Raw genomic sequence first — 20547 nt, 5'->3', positions numbered from 1 at the left:
GTCACAAATATTTGGAACACCCAAGGAGGGAAAACAGTTGAAAAACTGGAAGAAAAAATCAGTCGCTTTAGTAGCATCTGCAGCATTAATGGTTCCTGCTACTTCTGCCTTTGCTGAAGCACCACAAAAAGCAGCAAAAAACCAAGAGTTAGTGAAGGTTGCTAGCAATAAGGATCAATCATCTAAGAATCAAAAAGAATGGATTAGTAAGGATACTATTATCGTCAAGCATTCCAATCTTGATAAGAATGTGCACAAAAAAATTGGCGCAAAAGTGATCCGCTCTATTCCTTCATTAGGATACGACGTTATCCAACTTAACAAAGGGACAGATTTAGAAAAAGCAGTTTCATATTATGCGAAGCAAAAAGGGGTTAAAAGTGTATCCCCAAGCTATGTGTATCATTCCTTTGGCACAGAAGCAGATCCAAAGAAACAAGATATGTACCATTTGAGTCTACTTCAAATTGATAAAGCACTAGAATTAGCAGGAAACAATGATGTAAAAGTAGCCGTTATCGATTCTGGTGTGGATTTTAAACATCCAGATTTAAAATCCCAAGTGCTACCACCATATAATGCTGCAGCACCTGCCAATACATCTTATCCTGGTGATCACGGAACACATGTAGCAGGAATTATTGGCGCTGCAAAAGATAATGGTATTGGAGGACACGGGATAAATCCAAATGCCAAGCTTCTTCCGATCGATGTATTCAACGGAAAAGATGGTGCTAATGATTTCGTTATTGCACAAGGAATCCTTTACGCAATCGAGCAAGGCGCTGATGTTATCAATATGAGCCTTGGCGGCTATGGTGAATCTCCATTAATGAAGGAAGCAGTTCAGAAAGCGATTGATAAAGGAGTTACCATTGTAGCAGCTGCCGGCAATGAATCGACAGATAATTACTCCTTCCCTGCTTCTTACGAAGGCGTTATTAGTGTAGGTTCTACAAATGATCGAAACAAACTATCGAGCTATTCAAATTATGGCCCATCAGTTGACCTAGTAGCTCCAGGTGAAGAAATTTACAGTACAGTTCATGATGAGAAAAAAGGATCATCCTTTGTAAAATTTAGTGGAACATCGATGGCATCTCCTGTTGTTGCAGGTGTGGCTTCCCTTCTTAAATCAAAATATCCTGATTTAAAGCCACATGAAATAGAAGCTATTCTCGAAATGACTGCAAAGGATTTAGGTGACAAGGGCTATGATCTTACATTTGGAAATGGCCTAGTAGATCCTGTGAAAGCATTACAGTTTAATATTAAAAATCTACCTAAACAGTATTCAGAAACAAAAGAAGAGCGTCTGAAAAACGCTAAAATCCTGAAAAAGGATACATTAAATACTGAAAAAGGTGAATTCAAGCAGCCGGACGAAAAGAAATGGTACAAGGTTGATTTAGAAGCAAATGAATATGCTCAATTGACATTAAAAGGTGCAAACAAATACGATTATGCATTTGATTTATACTTCTACCCTGAAGGAAGCACCGAAGAGGTAGAACCAATTAACGTCAATGATGTTCGGGTAGGCAAGCAAGAAGGATACCTATATAAAGCAGATCAAAAGGGAACTCTTCTTATTGGAGTTAAAGATCATAATGGCAGCTATAGCTCAAAGGGCGAGTCTAACTACGTCTTCACAGCTCAAACAACTACAAAATTAACAATTGATCCATTAGATATGGAACATATGGAGAAGATTCAAAAATTCCCATTCAGTACTGCGGGAAAAAATTATACCCTACTCTCTGAAGATCACCTAGGTGATAAAGATTATTTTACATTTTCAGTGAATGAACCAACGACACTGAAATTTGATCTAACTGGTACTCCAGGTGTTACTGCTTCCATGGAGCTTTATCTAAAAGAAGACTTAGTTAATGTGCCGACAGAGGAAGACGATGCTGAAGGTTTATATGAGGCATATCCAATCCGAGCATCGTATGGTGCGGATAAAGGCGATGGCGTAAGCTTGGTTATCGATGCTATGCCTGAGGAAGAATATGTAATAAGCGTATCTAATGAAAATGGTCGCAATTTTTCACTTGATATGTTCTATAGCGGTGGTATTGATACTGAGCAAACTGTTAGCGAATCAATCATTCCTTACACATTAAAAGGTGAAGTCGTTACACTTCCTAAAGATGAAGACGGCCTTCCATTAAATGAAGGAATGCTAGAGAACAACGTACAAAAGGATATTTTACCTTTAACTGAATATAAAACAAAAAAACGTAATCAACTAAATGATTTTATGAATATATTCATGGATCCAGATGCTATGGGACAACCAGAAGACGTTGACCAAATTATGAACCAAGCGATTCGTTTTGATATTGGTCAAGATCAAAAAGCTTACTTCCAAACAGAAGACGATCAAGATTATTTCACATTTACAGCTAAAGAAGATGCCGTTTACGGTTTCAAAATTCAAAAAGGTATGAACCAATCACCAACTGGTACTATATTTGAATATGATGAGGAAGCAAATGAATTAATCCCAGTTACTTCATTAAGTAATGATATGGGATTACTCAGTCTACTTTTTGGATCAACAAGTGATCCAAACGATGCTAAAACAGTTGCATTAAAAAAGGACAAAACATATGTTGTAAAAGTAGAAAATCTTGGTGATCGTTCTTCTGAACCATATACACTTCAAACAAGTAAAATGGCAGCTATTCCAGAAGACGATAAAAGAAATCATAATACACCAATAGCAGCTCAAACGATTCGACCAAATACACCTTATAAAAATCATCTCATTTATCAAGATGATACTGATTTCTACTATTATAAACAAAAGGGCAAAGATGAAGTTATGAGTCTTCTCGTTTCTTCTATACCATTTACAAATGAAGAGCTAGATCAATTACCTAAAGAGCTTCAAAAAGACTTAAAGTTTACAGGCTCCATTATTGAAGATACAAATGGTAATATGGAAATTGATCCAAAAGAAATGGCAACAGAAATTCAATTTGGACAAGGTGAAAACCTCCTTGAAATACTACTAGGCCTTGGGGGAACAACAGATGTAAATACTTCTTTTAAAGCTAAAAAAGATCACGGGTATTTTATAGTTATTAACGGAAATAATGTTGGAGAATTATCCATCCAACCATATAATTTAACTTTGTTTGATCATAAAAGAGTAGATGAAGATGCAGATTCCAAGTTAGTTAACGGTATACCGACAAAACCAACAACACTTACGAAAAAAGACGATAAATGGGTGGCTACTCAATATCTAAATGCTGGTGTTCCATTTGGTGATAAGGACTATTTTGAATTCAAAAACGACAGCAAACGCAATGTGTTCTTCTCTCTTGAAACAGAAAAAGCACTAGATGGTGTCATCCGTATCATCGATGCAAAAGGAAAAACAGTAGAAACTTTAGATCTTTACGGAACTGGAGATGCTGAAGTAGGTACAATTGAACTGGATAAAGGAACTTTCTATATTGAAGTAAGTGATTCTTACGGCAGAGCTAGTACTCAACCATATACACTTGAAATAAAATAACTGAAAAAACGAAATTAGTAGATGAATAGACTTTTCAGTTGAAGATAGTGTAATAGCGGCACGATTTAAGTTTTAAAAAAATGAAGGATTATCCCCTAGATGATGAAAAATCTAGGGGATTTTTTTATACATTAATGTTTTATTCACTATAACGAGGGGATTATTTCCCGTTCAGTCAGATGCTTTTAACCTCGTTCCCCTACTGCTCTCTGATCTCCAAGGAGTCACCCCTTCACTCCAATCACCTTATATAACTAGCATATATTTGGGGTGCATTTTTCTAATGGTCGAAATTATGAATCTACTATAATGAAAAGAATACTCCTCTTATTCAATCTAATTTCTTGGCTTTTCCCCTAAATATTCAGCCACTTTTTGCACAATATTTCTCCAATTTAAATCCGCTCTTGCGAAAGCTTGAAGGTGTTCGCAAGTATCAGCCAATAAATCTTCCTGTTTCGTTACCTGCTGCAATGTCCGTCCAACACTTAGCCAATCATGTGTCGGATGAACTGTTCCGTAGCGTTGATTATGGGTAATATCCGCAGCCCCATCTACATCAGTCGTAACGATATAACAACCATTCTTTGCAGCCTCAGCAAAAACATGAGCATAGCATTCTACTAAAGAGGTAAGGCAAAAAATTTTTGCCTTTCTATACTCCTCCTCCAATTGCACCTTGTCATAAATCGGCCCCAAAATAGTAACCTGTGCTGCGAATGGGTTTCCATCAAGTACGGTCGACAGCTCCTGTCTAAACTCCTCTGACATAGGGCCTACTAACCGAAACTCCCAATCTGAAAGTTGTGCTGCTAAAAATGCTTTTACTGCTAAAAGAATTTGTTTTTCAGGAGCATCTAAACGGCCAACCGTTAATATTCTATTTTCTTTCTCGTTAAATGAAACTGGCTCTGTTTGAAACAGCTCATAAAAACCGTTAGGAATACGTTTAATATCTAAATTCGAAAATTCATAAATAGAGTTTTGAATAGATTCACATTCAGAGGACAGTACATCACAAAGCTGGAGTAACTCCATAAAATAAGGATAGGTTTTTAATCGGTTTAACCAAAACCGATTAACATCTAGTTTCATATATATTTTTCCGTTCGGATTAAATTTTTTATAAGTTTTTAATATCGACAAATACGATGGATACGGCCCAATTGCAAAGGCAATATCGATGTCCTTTGCATGCTCTATTAAATAGGTATTCATATTAGCAACATAGTCACCCTCAAACGGGATATGTTGAAAAGTAACGGTAGGAAAGTTTTCTTTCAATAATGCCTCATTCATTTCCGTCGTTAAAATACTTACATCATAGCCTAAATATTCACCTAACAAAATCGGAACAAGGCACAAATCTTTGAAAATATGTGCGTCGGAGAGCTTATACGATTCCACGCTACATATGAAGGCTATCTTTTTTGACATAACATCCCCCTTTTTAAAATGCTGTACTTTCCTTAAATTATGATTTCTCGTTTAATAACGTGAAAAGAATAGAAAAAACACCGTGAATACACTAGTAAAATCACTATATTTTTCAAGTACACTCTCTTTTAAATAACTAACAAATGTAAACAATTGCCCACACACCAACTCTTGCAACGCATATTGTAATAAAGAATCCTTTATGTCAATCACAGCTAACAGCAGTAGACTTTATAAACTCCTATTTACGCCTATTTCTAATAAATACAAAAGAATCGAGGTTTCACATGAAAATTAGCTTTCTATCACCTGCCTACAATAGTGAAGAGTGGATATTGACAATGTTAGAAAGTATCCCGAAAGAATATGCCTATGAAATTATCGTCTGCGATGACGGCTCAACCGACAATACTGTAGCCATATTAAAGGACTATCAAAAAAACTGTCCTGCCTTAAAAATAATTAACCATCCAACTAATTTGGGTGCTAGTGTAGCCTATAACCGATGTATCGCGGAAGCTACAGGTGATTATATAGCTATCATTGATAGTGATGATCACTATTTACCCGCTATTCGAAACGTCTTAGCCCAAGTAGATGGTCATTTTGATATTTACTACTACAACATGCTAACTAAGGCTGGCTATGCATTTGTAAAAGATGAATCTAATCGATACACATTACCTGGACAATTTAAAATTATTCGAAGAAGTTTTATAGGTGATGCAACCTTTACCATAAGAAAAGATATTGCTGGGGATTGGGATTTTAACTGTGCATTAATGGATAAAAACCCGACGAGCAAATATACAAATGAATTGGCATATTGGTATAACTTCCCAAGAGAGAATTCTGAATACGATTTGCATCGAAGAGGATTAAAATGAATCATTACTCCATACATGTAGGAGGGTGTGAGACAATACAATGTTTAAAGATAAAGTTCTTCTCATAACTGGGGGCACTGGCTCTTTTGGTAATGCGGTATTAAGGAGATTTTTGAATACCGACATTAAGGAAATACGCATCTTTTCAAGAGATGAAAAAAAACAAGATGATATGCGTAAACTTTATCAACATCCCAAAATTAAATTTTTTATTGGCGATGTACGTGATATCCAAAGTATTCATAATGTAATGTATGATGTCGACTTTGTTTTTCATGCTGCCGCTCTTAAGCAAGTCCCCTCTTGTGAATTTTTCCCGCTAGAAGCCGTTAAGACGAACATCCTAGGCACCGATAATGTTTTAACTGCTGCTATTCAAACAGGTGTTAAAAAAATTATTTGCCTATCTACTGATAAAGCTGCTTATCCAGTAAATGCAATGGGAATTTCAAAGGCCATGATGGAAAAAACGTTTATTGCTAAGTCAAGAATGGTTCATCCAGATCAAACATTAATTTGCGGTACACGATACGGCAATGTCATGGCTTCACGAGGCTCTGTTATCCCTTTATTTATTGAACAAATTAAAGCTGGCAAGCCTTTAACTATTACAGATCCAAAAATGACACGCTTTATGATGAGTCTTGATGAGGCAGTAGAATTAGTTTTATACGCCTTTTCACACGCTGATAACGGAGACATCATGGTGCAAAAATCACCAGCGGCTTACATTGAGGATTTAGCACAAGCTTTACTAGAAATTTTTCAGGCTCAAAATAAGATACAAATAATCGGAACACGGCATGGTGAAAAGATTTATGAAGTGTTATTAACAAAGGAAGAAGCTGCAAAGGCTATTGATATGGGGAATTTTTATAGAATCCCTGCAGATAATCGGGATTTAAATTATGGAAAATATCTTGATGAGGGTTCTCCTAAAATTACGTTAACCGATGAATATAACTCTACTAATACGAAAATACTGTCCGTCGCTGAAATAAAAGAAAAATTATTAAAGCTCCCTCTTGTTCAAGAAGAATTACATAATTGGATGGGAGGAAAACCTTGAAATTTTTAGTTCTTGGAGCTTCCGGAATGGCTGGCCACACGATTTCACTCTATTTGTGCTCTCAAGGGCATGATGTAACTACCTATTCACGAACAGCTTTTTCATACGGAAATAATATTACGGGAGATATTACAGATACAAATTTTTTTAGGTCACTATTACTAGACCACAACTACGATGTTGTAGTCAATTGTATCGGAGTTTTAAATGATGCCTGTGAAACCGACCGTGAGAAAAGCATATATCTCAATAGTTATTTGCCTCATGCCATCGTATCTTTATTAAAAAACAGGAAAACTAAGCTTATTCATTTGAGTACGGATTGTGTATTCTCAGGAAAAGCAGCTCCCTATCATGAAAAAAGCCTTCTCGACGGAGAAAGCTTTTATGATCGTACGAAGGGCTTAGGAGAAATTGAAAACACTCATCACCTAACGTTTCGTAACTCTATTATCGGTCCTGATATGAAAGAGGACGGGATTGGTCTCTTTCATTGGTTTATGAAGCAACACGATACTATTAACGGTTATACTGGCGCAATTTGGACCGGTGTTACTACCCTAACGTTAGCAAAAGCAATTGAACGTGCATCAATTGAAGGTACAACAGGTCTCTACCACCTCGTCAACAATAGCAGTATTTCAAAATTTGATCTACTGCAATTATTCAATAAGCACTTCAAGGAAAATAAAATAACCATCCATCCATATCAGCTTGTAAACATTGATAAAACACTAGTCAACACACGAAAAGATTTTTCATTTACTGTACCTAGCTATGAAGAAATGATCCTTGAGATGAAAAACTGGATATGGCAGCACAAAGAATTGTATCCACATTATTTTCAATGAGTTTGGAGTTCAATAGGCACAACATCCAAAACAAGAAGACTACAATCCAAGAGGAATAAATGATCTTCTAAAGGTATTTTAGGCTATACAAATGTAGATGGTTCTTAAATTGGCAGTAGATTTTCAAAATACTATAAAGCTGTCGTCATATAAATTGAAAAGAATGATATTCCTTCCCTCACTTACGGTTGGAAACTCGATTAGTTAATTTGATTATGCAGCATAAAAAAGACACCTGTTACGGTGTCTTTTGGTCATGGTATTAGTATTTAATTTTGAGAGTATCCCCATCGACATAAACTCCCTCGGAACGGGAAATCGGCAGCTTTTGCTCTGCTGAGAAGCCGATCGTTTCTCCATCCCTTAAAGTGACATCCTCTTCTACAATATATCCAGAAATAGTAATCAAAAAATCACGCAGCTCGGCAGGAGATGCTTGGCTGTCCAGGATTTCAATTTCATCTTTACCAAAGGCTTTTAACCCATAAGTATATCCATCTACCCCTTTTTCCGTTCCGACCAGGCCGAAATAAACAAGATTCAGTAAAGGAAACATGTCGTCATTCTTCATGACTTCAGCCATATCTAGAAAAAGTTCAGGCTGGAATACAGTGCCAGATGTATAGATCCCTATTGCGTTTGGAAGCTTTAAACAACTGGCAGCCAGTTTAGTGTATAGCCTGCCACTGTCCAGCGGGGAGCCGGAGCGGGTAAATGCAGCTAGGATGATTTGAGCGACATGCGTTTGAGTAACCTCCACGGCTTCCTTCCACATGTAATTCCCCTGTGCATAATACTCAGCCTCACCATCTGGTATGGGAGCTTCGACAAAACTAACCGCTAACATGTAGTCGTCCACTTCAAAGACTAAGGTTCCTTCCTCTGTTTCTTCGGCATTTTCCGCATCCTCTTCTGACGAGCAGCTGATGTTCCAATCATTCAAAAGGTTGGCCTTTATTTGATCAATATCACATTCTGCAGAGTTAAGCAGAATGAACCCATTAAAAATACCAGAACCATTATCTTGCGTTTCCGTCTCGTCCTCCATAGATTGAGCAGCTTCATATGCCGCAGCCTGCTGCATCCAGTATTCTCGGATTAATTCTACCATCTTTACAGCTTCTTGCTCTGCAGTTGCAGGATCATAAGGTTGCATCTCGCTGAATATATGTCCACAATGCTCAGTGTCAGACGGGTCCTCATAGCCTCCGCATACACCAAGAAACCATTTTCCAAGCACCGATTTTTTATACTTGAATATGTAGTAATGCATTTCATGTAAATCAAATTCTCCTGCAATTTCTATTTTCTTAGGTTGTTGCCCAAGTTCTCTTTCATCTGCAAGCCAATCAATCATGGATTGCATCGCTGCTAGTTGTTGAGCTGTCATTAATTTCTCTCCTTCGCAATTGTATTGTACTACCATTATTTTACCAACTTTTTCAGAAAGAAATAGTGAAGCAAGAATTATTCCTCTTATGGTAGATTACTACTATTTCTATTATAGGAAGGCGTTTATACGTATTGAGTGCTTGGATGAGTAGCAATATAATCTCGACTTTTTGGTCATAAAAAAATCCTCCATTCAATTTTATTGGAGGATAATCCCTGTACTATATTCACGTAATTTTCAGGGTAATAAAAAAGGGATTCTACGTCAGTGACTGAATCCCTAATTTTTCGAAAACCTTTTTTCAATGGTTTGCATTTGTAGTTAAAATGGTGAAATTTTGTAGATATTCAGAACTAATACTATATGAAACAACCTTCTCCTTGTACTTCTTGACTACATCAACGTGATTGTCGTAACTAAAAACAAAGAAATTAACATCTTTTTTGCCTTTTTTTACGTTCATGACAAATGGAGTAACATTAGTTTCTGGCTGTAAAAATAATTTTTCATTACCTGGAAATATATAGTGCTTTTTCAAAAAGGAAGCTTTATTAAAATAGTCAGTAAATCTAATTTTTTCTTCCTCTTCTAAATCCTTACCATTAAATGTTACCGTAACATCTTTTGCATCAAGTTTTTTATGAAGTTCAAATTTACTTACTCCCCATGCCACAGCTATACTGGGAGGGCTCATCAACAATTTAATAATAGATCCAATCACTAGCGTGATAATCAAACCAGTTGTCATATCATATCAACTCTTTCAATAATTTAATCATTTTAATGCAATTACTCTATAATAAAAAAATATTTAGTAATTAGGCTATATCGATGATTTATCATCCACCTCTCAATGATAAGGGATTTATATTTTTTATAACCATCCAATTCGATGCTTTTTTGACCATCCATTTATCTTAGGGATAAATATATAAACATTTTTAAACCCAATTGTCTATAAACTATTAAGAGCTTCTGCAAACCTTTTGATTCCTTCTTCTATTGAATCTTCATCTTCCTTGGCGAAAGTAAAACGAACAAAACCATCTTTAGATCCCAGTGTAGAACCAGGAACATAAATGACGCCTCTTTTAATAGATTCTTCAAGCAATTGGATTTCATTATAATTTTTAAGTATTTTACACCATATATGAATACCACCTTGAGGAATAGAATATTCCACCAGATCTTTTAAATAAATATCAAGGCCTTTTATAATTTTATCTCTTCTTTTTTCTAATTCCTTAATTAAACTTTTTATATGAATATGAAAATTTTCTGATTCTAAAAATTCATTCGCTATCCATTGTGTATAGCTAGAATGACCGAAATCGATTTGTTGCTTCGCATCGGATAATCTTTCAATCACCGATGTTGGGCCAATAATCCACCCTATTCTTAATCCAGAGGCAACAATTTTTGACAAAGAACTAATGTATAATACGTTTCCATTCCTATCCATTGATTTCAGCGTAGAGATTTTATCTCCTGAAAAAGCTGTTAAACTATAAGGATCATCTTCTACTACTGGAATTCCAAGCTTTGAGGATATGTCTAAAATCGCTGCTTTTTTCTTTTTATTCAATAAGGAGCCCGTTGGATTTTGAAAATATGGATTTAAAAAAATCATTTTAATTCGGTGTTTTTTATATAATGACTGCAAATCTTCTGGGTTAATCCCATTCTTATCGACTGATAGATAATGTACTTGTATACCTACCGATTTGAAGATTGGAAGATTAAAATTGTAAGAAGGATCTTCTATTGCTATTGCATCTCCAGGCTTTAACAAACATTGTACAACTAAATGCAATGCTTGTTGTGCTCCTGATGTTATAAGTATTGAAGAAGGATTAGTTTCGATTCCTCTACATTTTTTTACGTGTTTTGTAATGGTATTTCTAAGGATTTCATTCCCCTGTGGATGATCGTATCCTAGGCTTCCAATAAAAGAACGCGTTGAAGTTATCTCGCTTAAATAGCTTTTTGGGAAAAGTTCTTCTGACAATTCACCAGAAGCTAAATTTATTAATTTATGTTCAACCGCTTCTTTCCTTATTTTTTGCGTTACAGGTTGACTAGGTAAAAAAGATCCAGCCTCAATATACCTATTCCAGCTAGGAATCCGTTTTTTTGTTAAACCCCATATATCTTTACTAATGGTAGTACCACTTCCTCTATTTCTTTCAATGAGCCCAATCGATTCTAATTCGTCATATGCATGAACAACTGTACTTCTGTTTAAATTTAGAGCACTCGCTAAATATCTCTCTGATGGCAATGGTTTATCAGGTGGAAATGTACCATCTGCAATTCCCTTTTCAATATATTCTGCGAGTTGTTTATAGATAGCTTTTTTCGCTTTTCTATCTGGTTTCCAATCCAACTATACTCACCTCATTATTTCCTTCAGACTTGCTTAAAGTTTTGTCTTTTTTAAGAGTTATTCTTGGGAAAAGATTATATATTAATATTATTTCAATTGTAATTAACCATCCACTTTATTGTTATTTTAGCCATCCACTTAAAAAATCAATCCTCATTTTCTATTTTATAACCAGTGTTACAATAGCGTGAATAAATTCCTATTAAAAGAACCTTCCTCCACTATTCTATCGAAGTATCATCATCAAGGAATTTCTAATGTAAGAATAGATACAAAAAGACAAGGTGCTCACTGTAAGGATTAAGGGTTTTCATAATTGTGCTTGGTGTGATGTACATGGTGGATTGGTATAGCCAGATCAATACATGGAAAAGAAGCCATGGGAGAGGGTTTCCGTGCGAAGTTTGATAAGGTTGTATCAATATTAAAACGGAATAGTAAAGCTATATTTCAAATTTCTTAATGTAAATAGAAAAGAAGGTGAAAGCTTGGTAAATTACGTTCCCTACCAATTTTCACCTTCTTTTCATTTCAAATAACATTATTTCTCTTATTCTATTTAACTGCTAACGCCGAAGTTGAATCTACTAATTCTACTTGTAGATCCGTATATGGTAATCCATGTGCATCAGCTACCGCTTTATATACTATTTTTCCATTTACTACGTTTATCCCCTTCGCTAAAACAGGATTATCTAAAGCAGCTTGGCGATAGCCTTTATTAGCTATTTGCAAACCGTATGGAACAGTTACATTTGACAGGCCCATAGTTGAGGTACGCGCGCAAGCACCTGGCATATTCGCAACTGCGTAATGCACAACACCGTATGCTTCATAAGTAGGATTACTATGAGTAGTAATTCGATCAATTGTTTCAATAGAACCCCCTTGATCTACCGCTACATCCACTACAACAGATCCCTTTTGCATCGTTTGAATCATTTCTTTTGAAACTAATTGTGGTGCACGTGAACCTGGAATTAGCACAGCACCAATTAACAAATCTGCTGTTTTCACTGCTTCAGCGATATTGTAGGTATTTGATGCAAGAGTACGAACACGCCCTTGGAACATATCATCTATTTGACTTAAGCGTGTAATATTAACGTCTAAAATTGTTACGTTTGCACCTAATCCTACTGCCATTTTCGCAGCATTCGTCCCGACAACTCCAGCACCTACAATCACTACATTTCCAGGTGCAACACCAGGAATACCACCTAAGAGAACTCCTTTTCCTCCTTTGGAATTTTCTAAAAACTGTGCACCAATTTGTACAGACATTCTGCCTGCAACTTCACTCATTGGCGTTAACAACGGTAAGGCACCTGAATCTAATTGAATTGTTTCATAAGCAATTCCAGTAACTTTACTTTCAAGCAAAGCTTTCGTTAATTCTGGCTCTGGAGCTAAATGTAGGTATGTGTAGAGAATTAGATTCTCCTTAAAATATTTGTACTCCTCCTGAATCGGCTCCTTCACTTTAATCACCATATCAACATCCCAAGCTTCCTTAGTCGATTTAGTAATTTGAGCGCCTACATCTAAATAATCTTGGTCTGTAAATCCACTACCTAGCCCTGCACTCGATTCAATTATTACTTCATGACCACCTTTTTTGTAAGCCACAACACCTGCTGGAGTAATTCCTACTCGATTTTCATTATTTTTTGTTTCTTTAGGGACACCAATTATCATTATATTTCCTCCTACCTACTTTTTTATTAGTTTTGGTTTATAACTACAAGTTTCATTTCTGTCATTTCCTCAATTGCATACTTCAGCCCTTCTCTTCCCATACCACTTTCCTTTACACCACCATATGGTAGATGATCTAAACGGAATGTAGGAATATCATTTATAATGACACCACCTACATGGAGTTTTTGCGTTGCCTGTAAAGCAACATGGATATTATCTGTATAAATACCAGCTTGCAAACCATATTTGGAGTCATTTACTTGATCAAATGCCTCTTGAATAGATGTAAACTTCGTAATTGATACGATTGGTGCGAATACCTCCTGACAGGAAACCTTCTGCTCAGGTTTTACATTTAATAGTACGGTAGGTTGTAAGATATTCCCTTCAGATTCTCCACCAGTTGCAATAATTGCCCCTTGCCCCTTTGCTTCTTCAATCCAACTTAATGTTCTTTTTACATCTTGTGGACTAATTAAGGCTGAAACATCCGTTGTAGGATCTAGGGGATCACCAAGTTTCAACTCTTTTGTAGCTGCTACAAATTTATCTACAAACAAATCATACATTTTTTCGTGAACATAGATTCGTTGAACTGAAATACATACCTGCCCTTGGAATGCAAATGCACCGGAAACGACACGTGGAATTAATTTATCAATATTAACATTTTCATCGATAATAACAGCCGCATTAGAACCCAATTCAAGCGTTACTTTCTTAAGACCTGCTTGATTGCGTATGCCAATACCTACAGCGGGGCTACCTGTAAAAGAAATCTTTTTCACTCGATTATCCGTGACTAATTTGTTACCAATTAAAGAACCTGCACCAGTAACGATATTTAACGCACCGTTCGGTAATCCTGCCTCTACTAATAATTCACCAATAAAATAGGAAGTTAATGGTGTTTGACTTGCAGGTTTTAATACAACCGTGTTACCTGATGCTATTGCTGGCCCCACTTTATGAGCTACTAGATTCATTGGGAAATTAAAAGGTGTAATAGCTGCCACGATGCCTAATGGTTCACGAACCGTATAAGCAATGCGCCCGTCTCCACCGGGGGCAGCATCCCCAGGAATTGTTTCTCCGTGTATTCGCTTTGCTTCTTCAGCAGCAAATTTATACGTTTGAATTGTACGCTGAACTTCAGCTTTGGCGGTTGAAATAGGCTTGGCTGCTTCTAGTGCTATTAGCTCTGCTGCTTCTTCAGCACGTGCTTCTAATAAAGAAGCTAATTTTTCAAGAATAATCGCACGCTTATACAAAGGCATATTCGCCATCGTTTTACGAGCAGCATCGGCAGCTACTAAAGCTGCTTCTACTTCCTCGACATTTGCCTTCGGTATTTCTGCAATGACCTCGCTACTATATGGAGAGCATAATTCTGTATACTCTGCTGCTTCCACCCAATCCCCATTGATAAATAAATTTTTCCTCATTATAATTACCTCACCTTTCGTATTACAACTTTTCTGCCAATACCTGACTCTCTACTTCTTGAATCGCTTTTTCTAGAATATCCAATAAATCTCTTAACTCCTTTTGGCTTATTGATAATGGTGGTGAAAATACAACAATATCTTGAGCATCTAGTACAACAGAGCGACATATTAATCCCAACTTTGCTGCCTCTGTCACTATTTGCGGAGCGAGGAGTCTTCCTTCATAAGAGATTTCTATACCTGCCATTAAACCTAAACCTCTTGCATCTACAATAAATGGATACTTCGCTTGTAATACTTTTAACCCTGCTAATAGCTCTTGACCACGAATTTCTGCATTTGCTACTAAATTATCTTTCTCTATAATTTCAATGTTTTTCAACCCAACTGCACAGGCCATTGGATGACCACTATAAGTGTATCCATGCAATATAGTTCCTTCTGATAATTCAGAAAATTCTTGGTGTATTTTCTCTGAGATCATTACACCACCTAATTGTGCATATCCACTAGTAACACCTTTTGCAAAGCACATCATATCCGGTACCACATTAAAATGTTCCATCGCAAAAAACTTACCCGTCCTACCAAATCCTGTGATAACTTCATCAGTTATCATCAAAATACCGTACTCATTGCAAATTTCACGAATTTCTTTGAAATAATTATCCGGTGCAACATGCACCCCCCCTGCACCTTGTACTGGCTCGGAGATGAAAGCAGCTATTGTTTCTGGACCTTCAGTTTCAATCAAATCACGTAAAGCCTGTATGGAGAAATTATCTACGAATAGAAAATCCGGTGCATTAGAATTTGTAAAATCACGAAATCCTTTTAAACCCGTCGCACTTGTAGCACCGATTGCCACCCCATGATAAGATCTCGATCTTGAGATAATTTTTTTTCGAGAAGTTTCCCCTTTTAATATCCAATAATGACGAGCCAATTTATAGGCGCTATCATTGGATTCAGAACCACCGGACGTAAAAAATGTAGTATTTAAATCACCAGGTGCTAATTCTGCTAACTTTTTTGCTAATAGAATAGCAGGCTCATTACTAAACGTTGCAAAACAAGAACTGAAGGCTAATTTATCCATTTGTTCCTTCGCTACTTCACCAAGTTCTGTTCTACCATGTCCGATATTCACATTCCAAAGTGAAGACATACCATCAATAACTTTTTTACCTGTAATATCATACAGATAAACACCTTTTCCTTCTGTAAAAATAAATGCCGGTCCATTTTCCGTCTTTACTGGTGAAGTAGGGTGTAGAAAATGCTTTTGGTCTAACACTTTAAGTTCTTCAACAGAATAATTTCTTTTCATAAAAATACATCCTCTCTTTTAAATGTTTTTAAACAATACACTCACAATTAATAAACAATAAGCTTGCCAACTACTAAAATGTGATTTACTTACATCTCGGAAATAAATTAATTTAATTTTCAATTAATTTCAAATATAGGAAGTTTCGTTGATTAAATTGTTAAGAGAAATTTGTTTTATCAAATAATTTTCCACACTAATAATTTCCCGATTAAAAGTTTTTTTAGTGTACAAATAATCCTCACTTATTCGTTTGGTTGTACTAGCAGTGCTAGGCTGATTATTCATAATTTTGTTTTAAATCTAATACCAATTGCATTAAGCCTATCCACTTTTTCCATAACATCCCTAATCATTCTGCTATTAGTTTGAAATGGATATTCCCAAAAGTTAACGATGATTAACTCTCGCTCCACTTAATAATATAATTTGCCAAAACATTAGTTACTTCTACTACGCTATCTAAATGAACACATTCATCTGGTCCATGCATATTTTCTCCAATTGGCCCAAAGCACAATCCTTGTTTTCCGTAATACTGAGTAAATCGTGCATCATTTCCTCCAGCTCTTCCAACCGTTATTACTTTATGTCCCATAACATCTTCTGCATTTTCGATGAATAATTTTACAAAAGGGTTCTCAGGATCTTGGTACCACGGCTCCGTTGACCATCCAAACCACTCTATAACAGGTGGATTTTTATCCATCCACTCATCGCCTAAGACAGATTTCATAATCGTGTCTTGTACTAGTTGCTTAATTTCTTCGCGAGTTTCCCCTGGGATAAAACCAATTCTTCCTTCGAGGATCGCTTCCCCTGGAACTGTCGATACCCAGTCCCCAGCTTTTAGTACACCTACGTTTAAGTGAACAGACTGTCCAGACCCCTTTTCAAATAAATCAAACTTAACATTTTTAGCACGCCATTCACTTAATTCATCTAGCGCACTAAGGATTTTCATCATTTTTGAAATAGCATTTATGCCTTCATGCGCTAAACCAGCATGCGCTGTTCTTCCCTTTACGTACACCCGGAAATACATAATCCCCCCATGACTTATTGTCATATTCAAATTATGTGGCTCTGTCGAAATGTACCCATCTGTTACAAAGCCTTCCTCTAAACATGCTAAAGCTCCGCCTCCACCACCAGCTTCTTCTTCTATTACTGAATGTAGCTGAACATCTCCAGCAATTGGATAACCTAAATCAATTAATGTTTTCAATGCGAACCAATTTGAAATAAGTCCTGCTTTCATATCGGCAGAGCCTCGACCGTATAACTTGTTTCCTATAATATCTCCACTCCATGGGTCCATCGTCCAGTTTGAATATGGTTCTGGAGAAACAACATCTACATGCCCATGAATTGTTAATGACTTACCATCGGAGACACCTTTATGTATTCCGATAATATTTTTTCGGTCTTCAAACGGAATACCTGAATCAATAAACGCTTCATGAGCTGAAACCTTCTCATATTTTGGTTCAATCTCATGCAAAATCAAGTTAAGTTCTTCATATTTTTTTTTCATGTATAATTGCATCTCTTGTTCATTACCAACAACGCTTTTTATACGTACGACATCTTGAATTGTTTTAAATAATTCTTCTTTATTTTCTTCTATATACAGTCGAATTTTTTCTTTCAAAGCAATCACTCCTTTATTTACTTCTTGTGTCATTAAAAAGAGGAAGATTTTCTAAGAGATTCTCATCCTCTAAATAGTTAATTTAAGACTTTAATCTTTTCTTCATTAAAAATCTCTTTATCTAATGACTCCAAGTCATCAATAGAGTCCATGCTTCCAAGTTCTTTTTTAAAGAATCTTGTTATAAACAGCATGTAAATGATTCCGATTATAAGCCAAACGATTCCACCTATAAATGCATCAGCGTGTAAATGATACCAAAGAACTCCAGTAGCTAATGCTCCGAAAGAAGGCATAATTAAGTACTTAAAGGTTTCACTGCCTGATCTCCTTTTCTGACGAATATAGAAATGAACAATAACAGATAGGTTAACGAATGTGAATGCAATTAATGCCCCAAAGTTAATGACTGAAGCAATTAATTCTAAATTTGGTCCTATTGCAAATAATGATACGATTCCCGTCAAAACAATCGTAAAAACAGGCGTTCTAAATTTAGGGTGTAAGTATCCGAAAGTTTTTTTAGGAAGTACACCATTTCTGCCCATAACAAACAGCAAACGAGAAGCACTTGCATGAGATGCAAGTCCTGAAGCTACAGTAGCAGCGAAAGCTCCTGCAATGAAAAGCAGTTGGAATAACTTCCCTCCTACATATAAACCAATTTCCGGCAATGTATCATCTACATTTTCGAACACAGAAACATCCGGGAATAATGATTGTGTAAAATAAGAAGCAATAAAGAAAATACCCCCACCGATTAAAACAGTTAGAAGGATTGCTCTAGGAACTGTTGATGTATCCTTTGCTTCTTCCGTATACATTGTTATTGCGTCGAAACCGATAAACGAGAAAGCTACTACTGTTGCCCCAGTTAAAACGGCTATTAATTTCACATTTTCATGTGATAGTGGATGAATCGTGAATAAAGTACCATTTCCCATACCGTGATAAAGTTGTACAGAAGCAAGTATTATGAAGATAGCTATTAAACAAATCGTGAAAACAACGAGTATAAAGTTTAAGCTGGATGTTGATTCCATACTATAAGCATTAATTGCAGTAACTACAATGACATAAGCAAAAACCCAAATCCAAACAGGTACATTCGGAAACAGAGATTCCATATATATTCGAATAATTAATGCATTTACTAAAGGTAATAATAAATAATCTAATAACGATGCCCATCCTACGAGGAATCCTAGGTGAGATCCCATTGTTTCCCGGGTGTATGTATATGCTGAACCAGCAGCCGGGAATACCTGTACCATCTTTCCATAACTAATCGCTGTCAATACCATTACTAACAAGGCGACAAAATACGCCATTGGTACTACACCATTTGTTAATTTTGATACAATTCCAAACGTATCAAAGACCACTGTAGGCGTCATATATCCTAATCCCAGTGCAACAATTGACCAAACACCTAATGACCTTTTAAGCGTAGTGTTATCTGTCATTCATCCATCTCCTTTACATATTTTTAGCTGCTTCATTAATGTTTTAAACTGCGACTAATCAATCTGTTCTGTATGGAGCACTGGTGGTTTAAGCTTAAGACCTTTTGTCATAAATAATAAATAAATAGCACCAATTCCTAACCAAACACTACCAAAAGCAATAGAATAAACATCTAGGTTAAAAAGCAAACAAGTTGTAAGTACTGCTCCGATTAATGGAAAAATCAAATAGAAGATAATCCCCTTTAAGGAGCGTTCTTTTCGCTTACCGTAATATAAAAAAACAACGGATAGATTCACAGCAGTAAATGCAAGTAGGGCGCCAAAGTTAATGAAAGACGCGACAAAGTTTAGACTTAAAAACAATGCAGATAATGATAAAAGACCAATTAATAAAATGTTGTTAACCGGGGTTCTCGTTCTTTTATTTAGTTTTCCAAAAAATTTTTTAGGTAATTGCCCATCTCTTCCCATTGCGTATAATACACGTGCAGCACTTGCTTGAGATGCGGACGCGGAACCAAATACAACCACTGCAGTTTTTGCTAGGAATGCTGCTTGTAAGGCATTCCCGCCTACTAGGAAAATAATTTCATAGGAAGCAGAATCAGCATCTTTAAAACTCGTATAATCTGGCCAAACATTATGTGCAAAATAAGATACGACTACAAAACATAATCCACCAATTATTGTTACTAAAAATATTGCACGCGGTATGTTTTTCTCCGGATTTTTTACTTCTTCTGAAAAAGTAGAAACTGCATCAAAACCGAGGAAAGAGAAACATAATAGTGCAGCACCAGCAACTATATACTTAAATGACTCCTCGGTATTAATAAAGGGATCAAGGTTAAATAAAATGCCAGTCCCGGTTCCAGTTACTATTGATTTAACTGATAAGATGCAAAAGATAATTATAAATAATACCGATAAGCCTGTTACAATCATGTTGATATTTGCGCTTAACTTTACACCTCTAACATTTACAAAAGTCACAAGAACTACTAATGTAAGTATCCAAACATACTGTGGAACTTCAGGTATAGCAGCTGAGAAGAAAATACCAAATAGTAAAAAGTTAACCATTGGGATCAAGAGATAATCCATTAAAATTGCCCATCCCACTAAGAAACCAACATGAGAATTAATAGCTTTTTGCGCATAGGTATAGGCAGATCCCGCAATGGGGTACGCTTTTGCCATTTGACCATAACTATGAGCCGTAAACATCATCACAATTAATGCAAGTACATACGATCCAGCGACCATACCATGAGATATTTTAGAGGCTATGCCGTATGTGCTAAACACTGTAGTTAAAGCCATAAAGGCCGTCCCAGTAACAACAACAGACGTTAAAGAAAGCGATCTAGACAAATTAACCGGATGT

The 20547-nt window shown here is 36.1% G+C and carries 14 protein-coding genes; 4 read left to right on the top strand and 10 right to left on the bottom strand.

Going from position 1 to position 20547, the window contains the following annotated elements:
- Positions 1 to 37 precede the first annotated feature (37 nt).
- Entirely contained in the window at positions 38 to 3535 is a 3498-nt protein-coding gene (locus ACFVT8_RS03955; protein ID WP_387081858.1) for a S8 family peptidase, read from the top strand.
- A 336-nt stretch (positions 3536 to 3871) separates the two neighbouring features.
- Here the strand turns inward: ACFVT8_RS03955 and ACFVT8_RS03950 are convergent, their stop codons facing one another.
- The gene (locus tag ACFVT8_RS03950) at positions 3872 to 4972 is read right to left on the bottom strand and encodes a glycosyltransferase family 4 protein (RefSeq protein WP_387081859.1); all 1101 of its coding nucleotides are present in this window, start codon (positions 4970 to 4972) and stop codon (positions 3872 to 3874) included.
- Between the two features lie 287 nt (positions 4973 to 5259).
- On the opposite strand from ACFVT8_RS03950, the gene ACFVT8_RS03945 reads away from it, so the two are divergent.
- From ACFVT8_RS03945 to ACFVT8_RS03935, 3 genes are read left to right on the top strand one after another with little or no spacing between them, the layout of a single operon-like run.
- Positions 5260 to 5859, top strand: a complete 600-nt coding sequence (locus tag ACFVT8_RS03945) for a glycosyltransferase family 2 protein (protein WP_387081860.1) — start codon at positions 5260 to 5262, stop codon at positions 5857 to 5859.
- 40 nt (positions 5860 to 5899) lie between these two features.
- Positions 5900 to 6928, top strand: a complete 1029-nt coding sequence (locus ACFVT8_RS03940; protein WP_387081861.1) for a polysaccharide biosynthesis protein — start codon at positions 5900 to 5902, stop codon at positions 6926 to 6928.
- Positions 6925 to 7779, top strand: coding sequence for an SDR family oxidoreductase (locus tag ACFVT8_RS03935; protein ID WP_387081862.1), 855 nt, complete (start codon positions 6925 to 6927; stop codon positions 7777 to 7779). The genes ACFVT8_RS03940 and ACFVT8_RS03935 overlap by 4 nt, the downstream gene beginning before the upstream one ends.
- Before the next feature lie 262 nt (positions 7780 to 8041).
- Here the strand turns inward: ACFVT8_RS03935 and ACFVT8_RS03930 are convergent, their stop codons facing one another.
- The 9 genes from ACFVT8_RS03930 to ACFVT8_RS03890 form a co-directional block, all read right to left on the bottom strand.
- Positions 8042 to 9169: a DUF4261 domain-containing protein gene (locus tag ACFVT8_RS03930; protein WP_387081863.1), complete on the bottom strand. Its 1128-nt coding sequence runs from the start codon at positions 9167 to 9169 to the stop codon at positions 8042 to 8044.
- 304 nt (positions 9170 to 9473) lie between these two features.
- The gene (locus ACFVT8_RS03925) at positions 9474 to 9920 is read right to left on the bottom strand and encodes a YfmQ family protein (RefSeq protein ID WP_387081864.1); all 447 of its coding nucleotides are present in this window, start codon (positions 9918 to 9920) and stop codon (positions 9474 to 9476) included.
- Between the two features lie 207 nt (positions 9921 to 10127).
- Complete coding sequence (gene pdxR, locus ACFVT8_RS03920) at positions 10128 to 11558, bottom strand: MocR-like pyridoxine biosynthesis transcription factor PdxR (protein WP_387081865.1); 1431 nt, start codon at positions 11556 to 11558, stop codon at positions 10128 to 10130.
- Positions 11559 to 12113: 555 nt separating this feature from the next.
- Positions 12114 to 13256: an alanine dehydrogenase gene (gene ald, locus ACFVT8_RS03915; RefSeq protein ID WP_387081866.1), complete on the bottom strand. Its 1143-nt coding sequence runs from the start codon at positions 13254 to 13256 to the stop codon at positions 12114 to 12116.
- A 26-nt stretch (positions 13257 to 13282) separates the two neighbouring features.
- Entirely contained in the window at positions 13283 to 14704 is a 1422-nt protein-coding gene (locus ACFVT8_RS03910) for an aldehyde dehydrogenase family protein (protein WP_387081867.1), read from the bottom strand.
- Between the two features lie 22 nt (positions 14705 to 14726).
- The gene (locus ACFVT8_RS03905) at positions 14727 to 16037 is read right to left on the bottom strand and encodes an aminotransferase family protein (RefSeq protein WP_387081868.1); all 1311 of its coding nucleotides are present in this window, start codon (positions 16035 to 16037) and stop codon (positions 14727 to 14729) included.
- 400 nt (positions 16038 to 16437) lie between these two features.
- Positions 16438 to 17691, bottom strand: coding sequence for an ArgE/DapE family deacylase (locus ACFVT8_RS03900; protein ID WP_387081869.1), 1254 nt, complete (start codon positions 17689 to 17691; stop codon positions 16438 to 16440).
- Positions 17692 to 17768: 77 nt separating this feature from the next.
- Complete coding sequence (locus tag ACFVT8_RS03895) at positions 17769 to 19157, bottom strand: APC family permease (protein WP_387081870.1); 1389 nt, start codon at positions 19155 to 19157, stop codon at positions 17769 to 17771.
- 54 nt (positions 19158 to 19211) lie between these two features.
- Positions 19212 to 20483 carry an APC family permease gene (locus tag ACFVT8_RS03890; protein ID WP_387081871.1) on the bottom strand — a complete coding sequence of 424 codons (1272 nt, stop codon included), beginning with the start codon at positions 20481 to 20483 and terminating at the stop codon, positions 19212 to 19214.
- Positions 20484 to 20547 lie beyond the last annotated feature (64 nt).

The organism is Lysinibacillus sp. NPDC058147, assembly GCF_042884205.1.
In the GTDB taxonomy this organism is placed as follows: domain Bacteria; phylum Bacillota; class Bacilli; order Bacillales_A; family Planococcaceae; genus Lysinibacillus.
The sequence above is the reverse complement of the archived record's forward strand: the minus strand, read 5'-3'. Positions and strand labels throughout refer to the sequence as shown.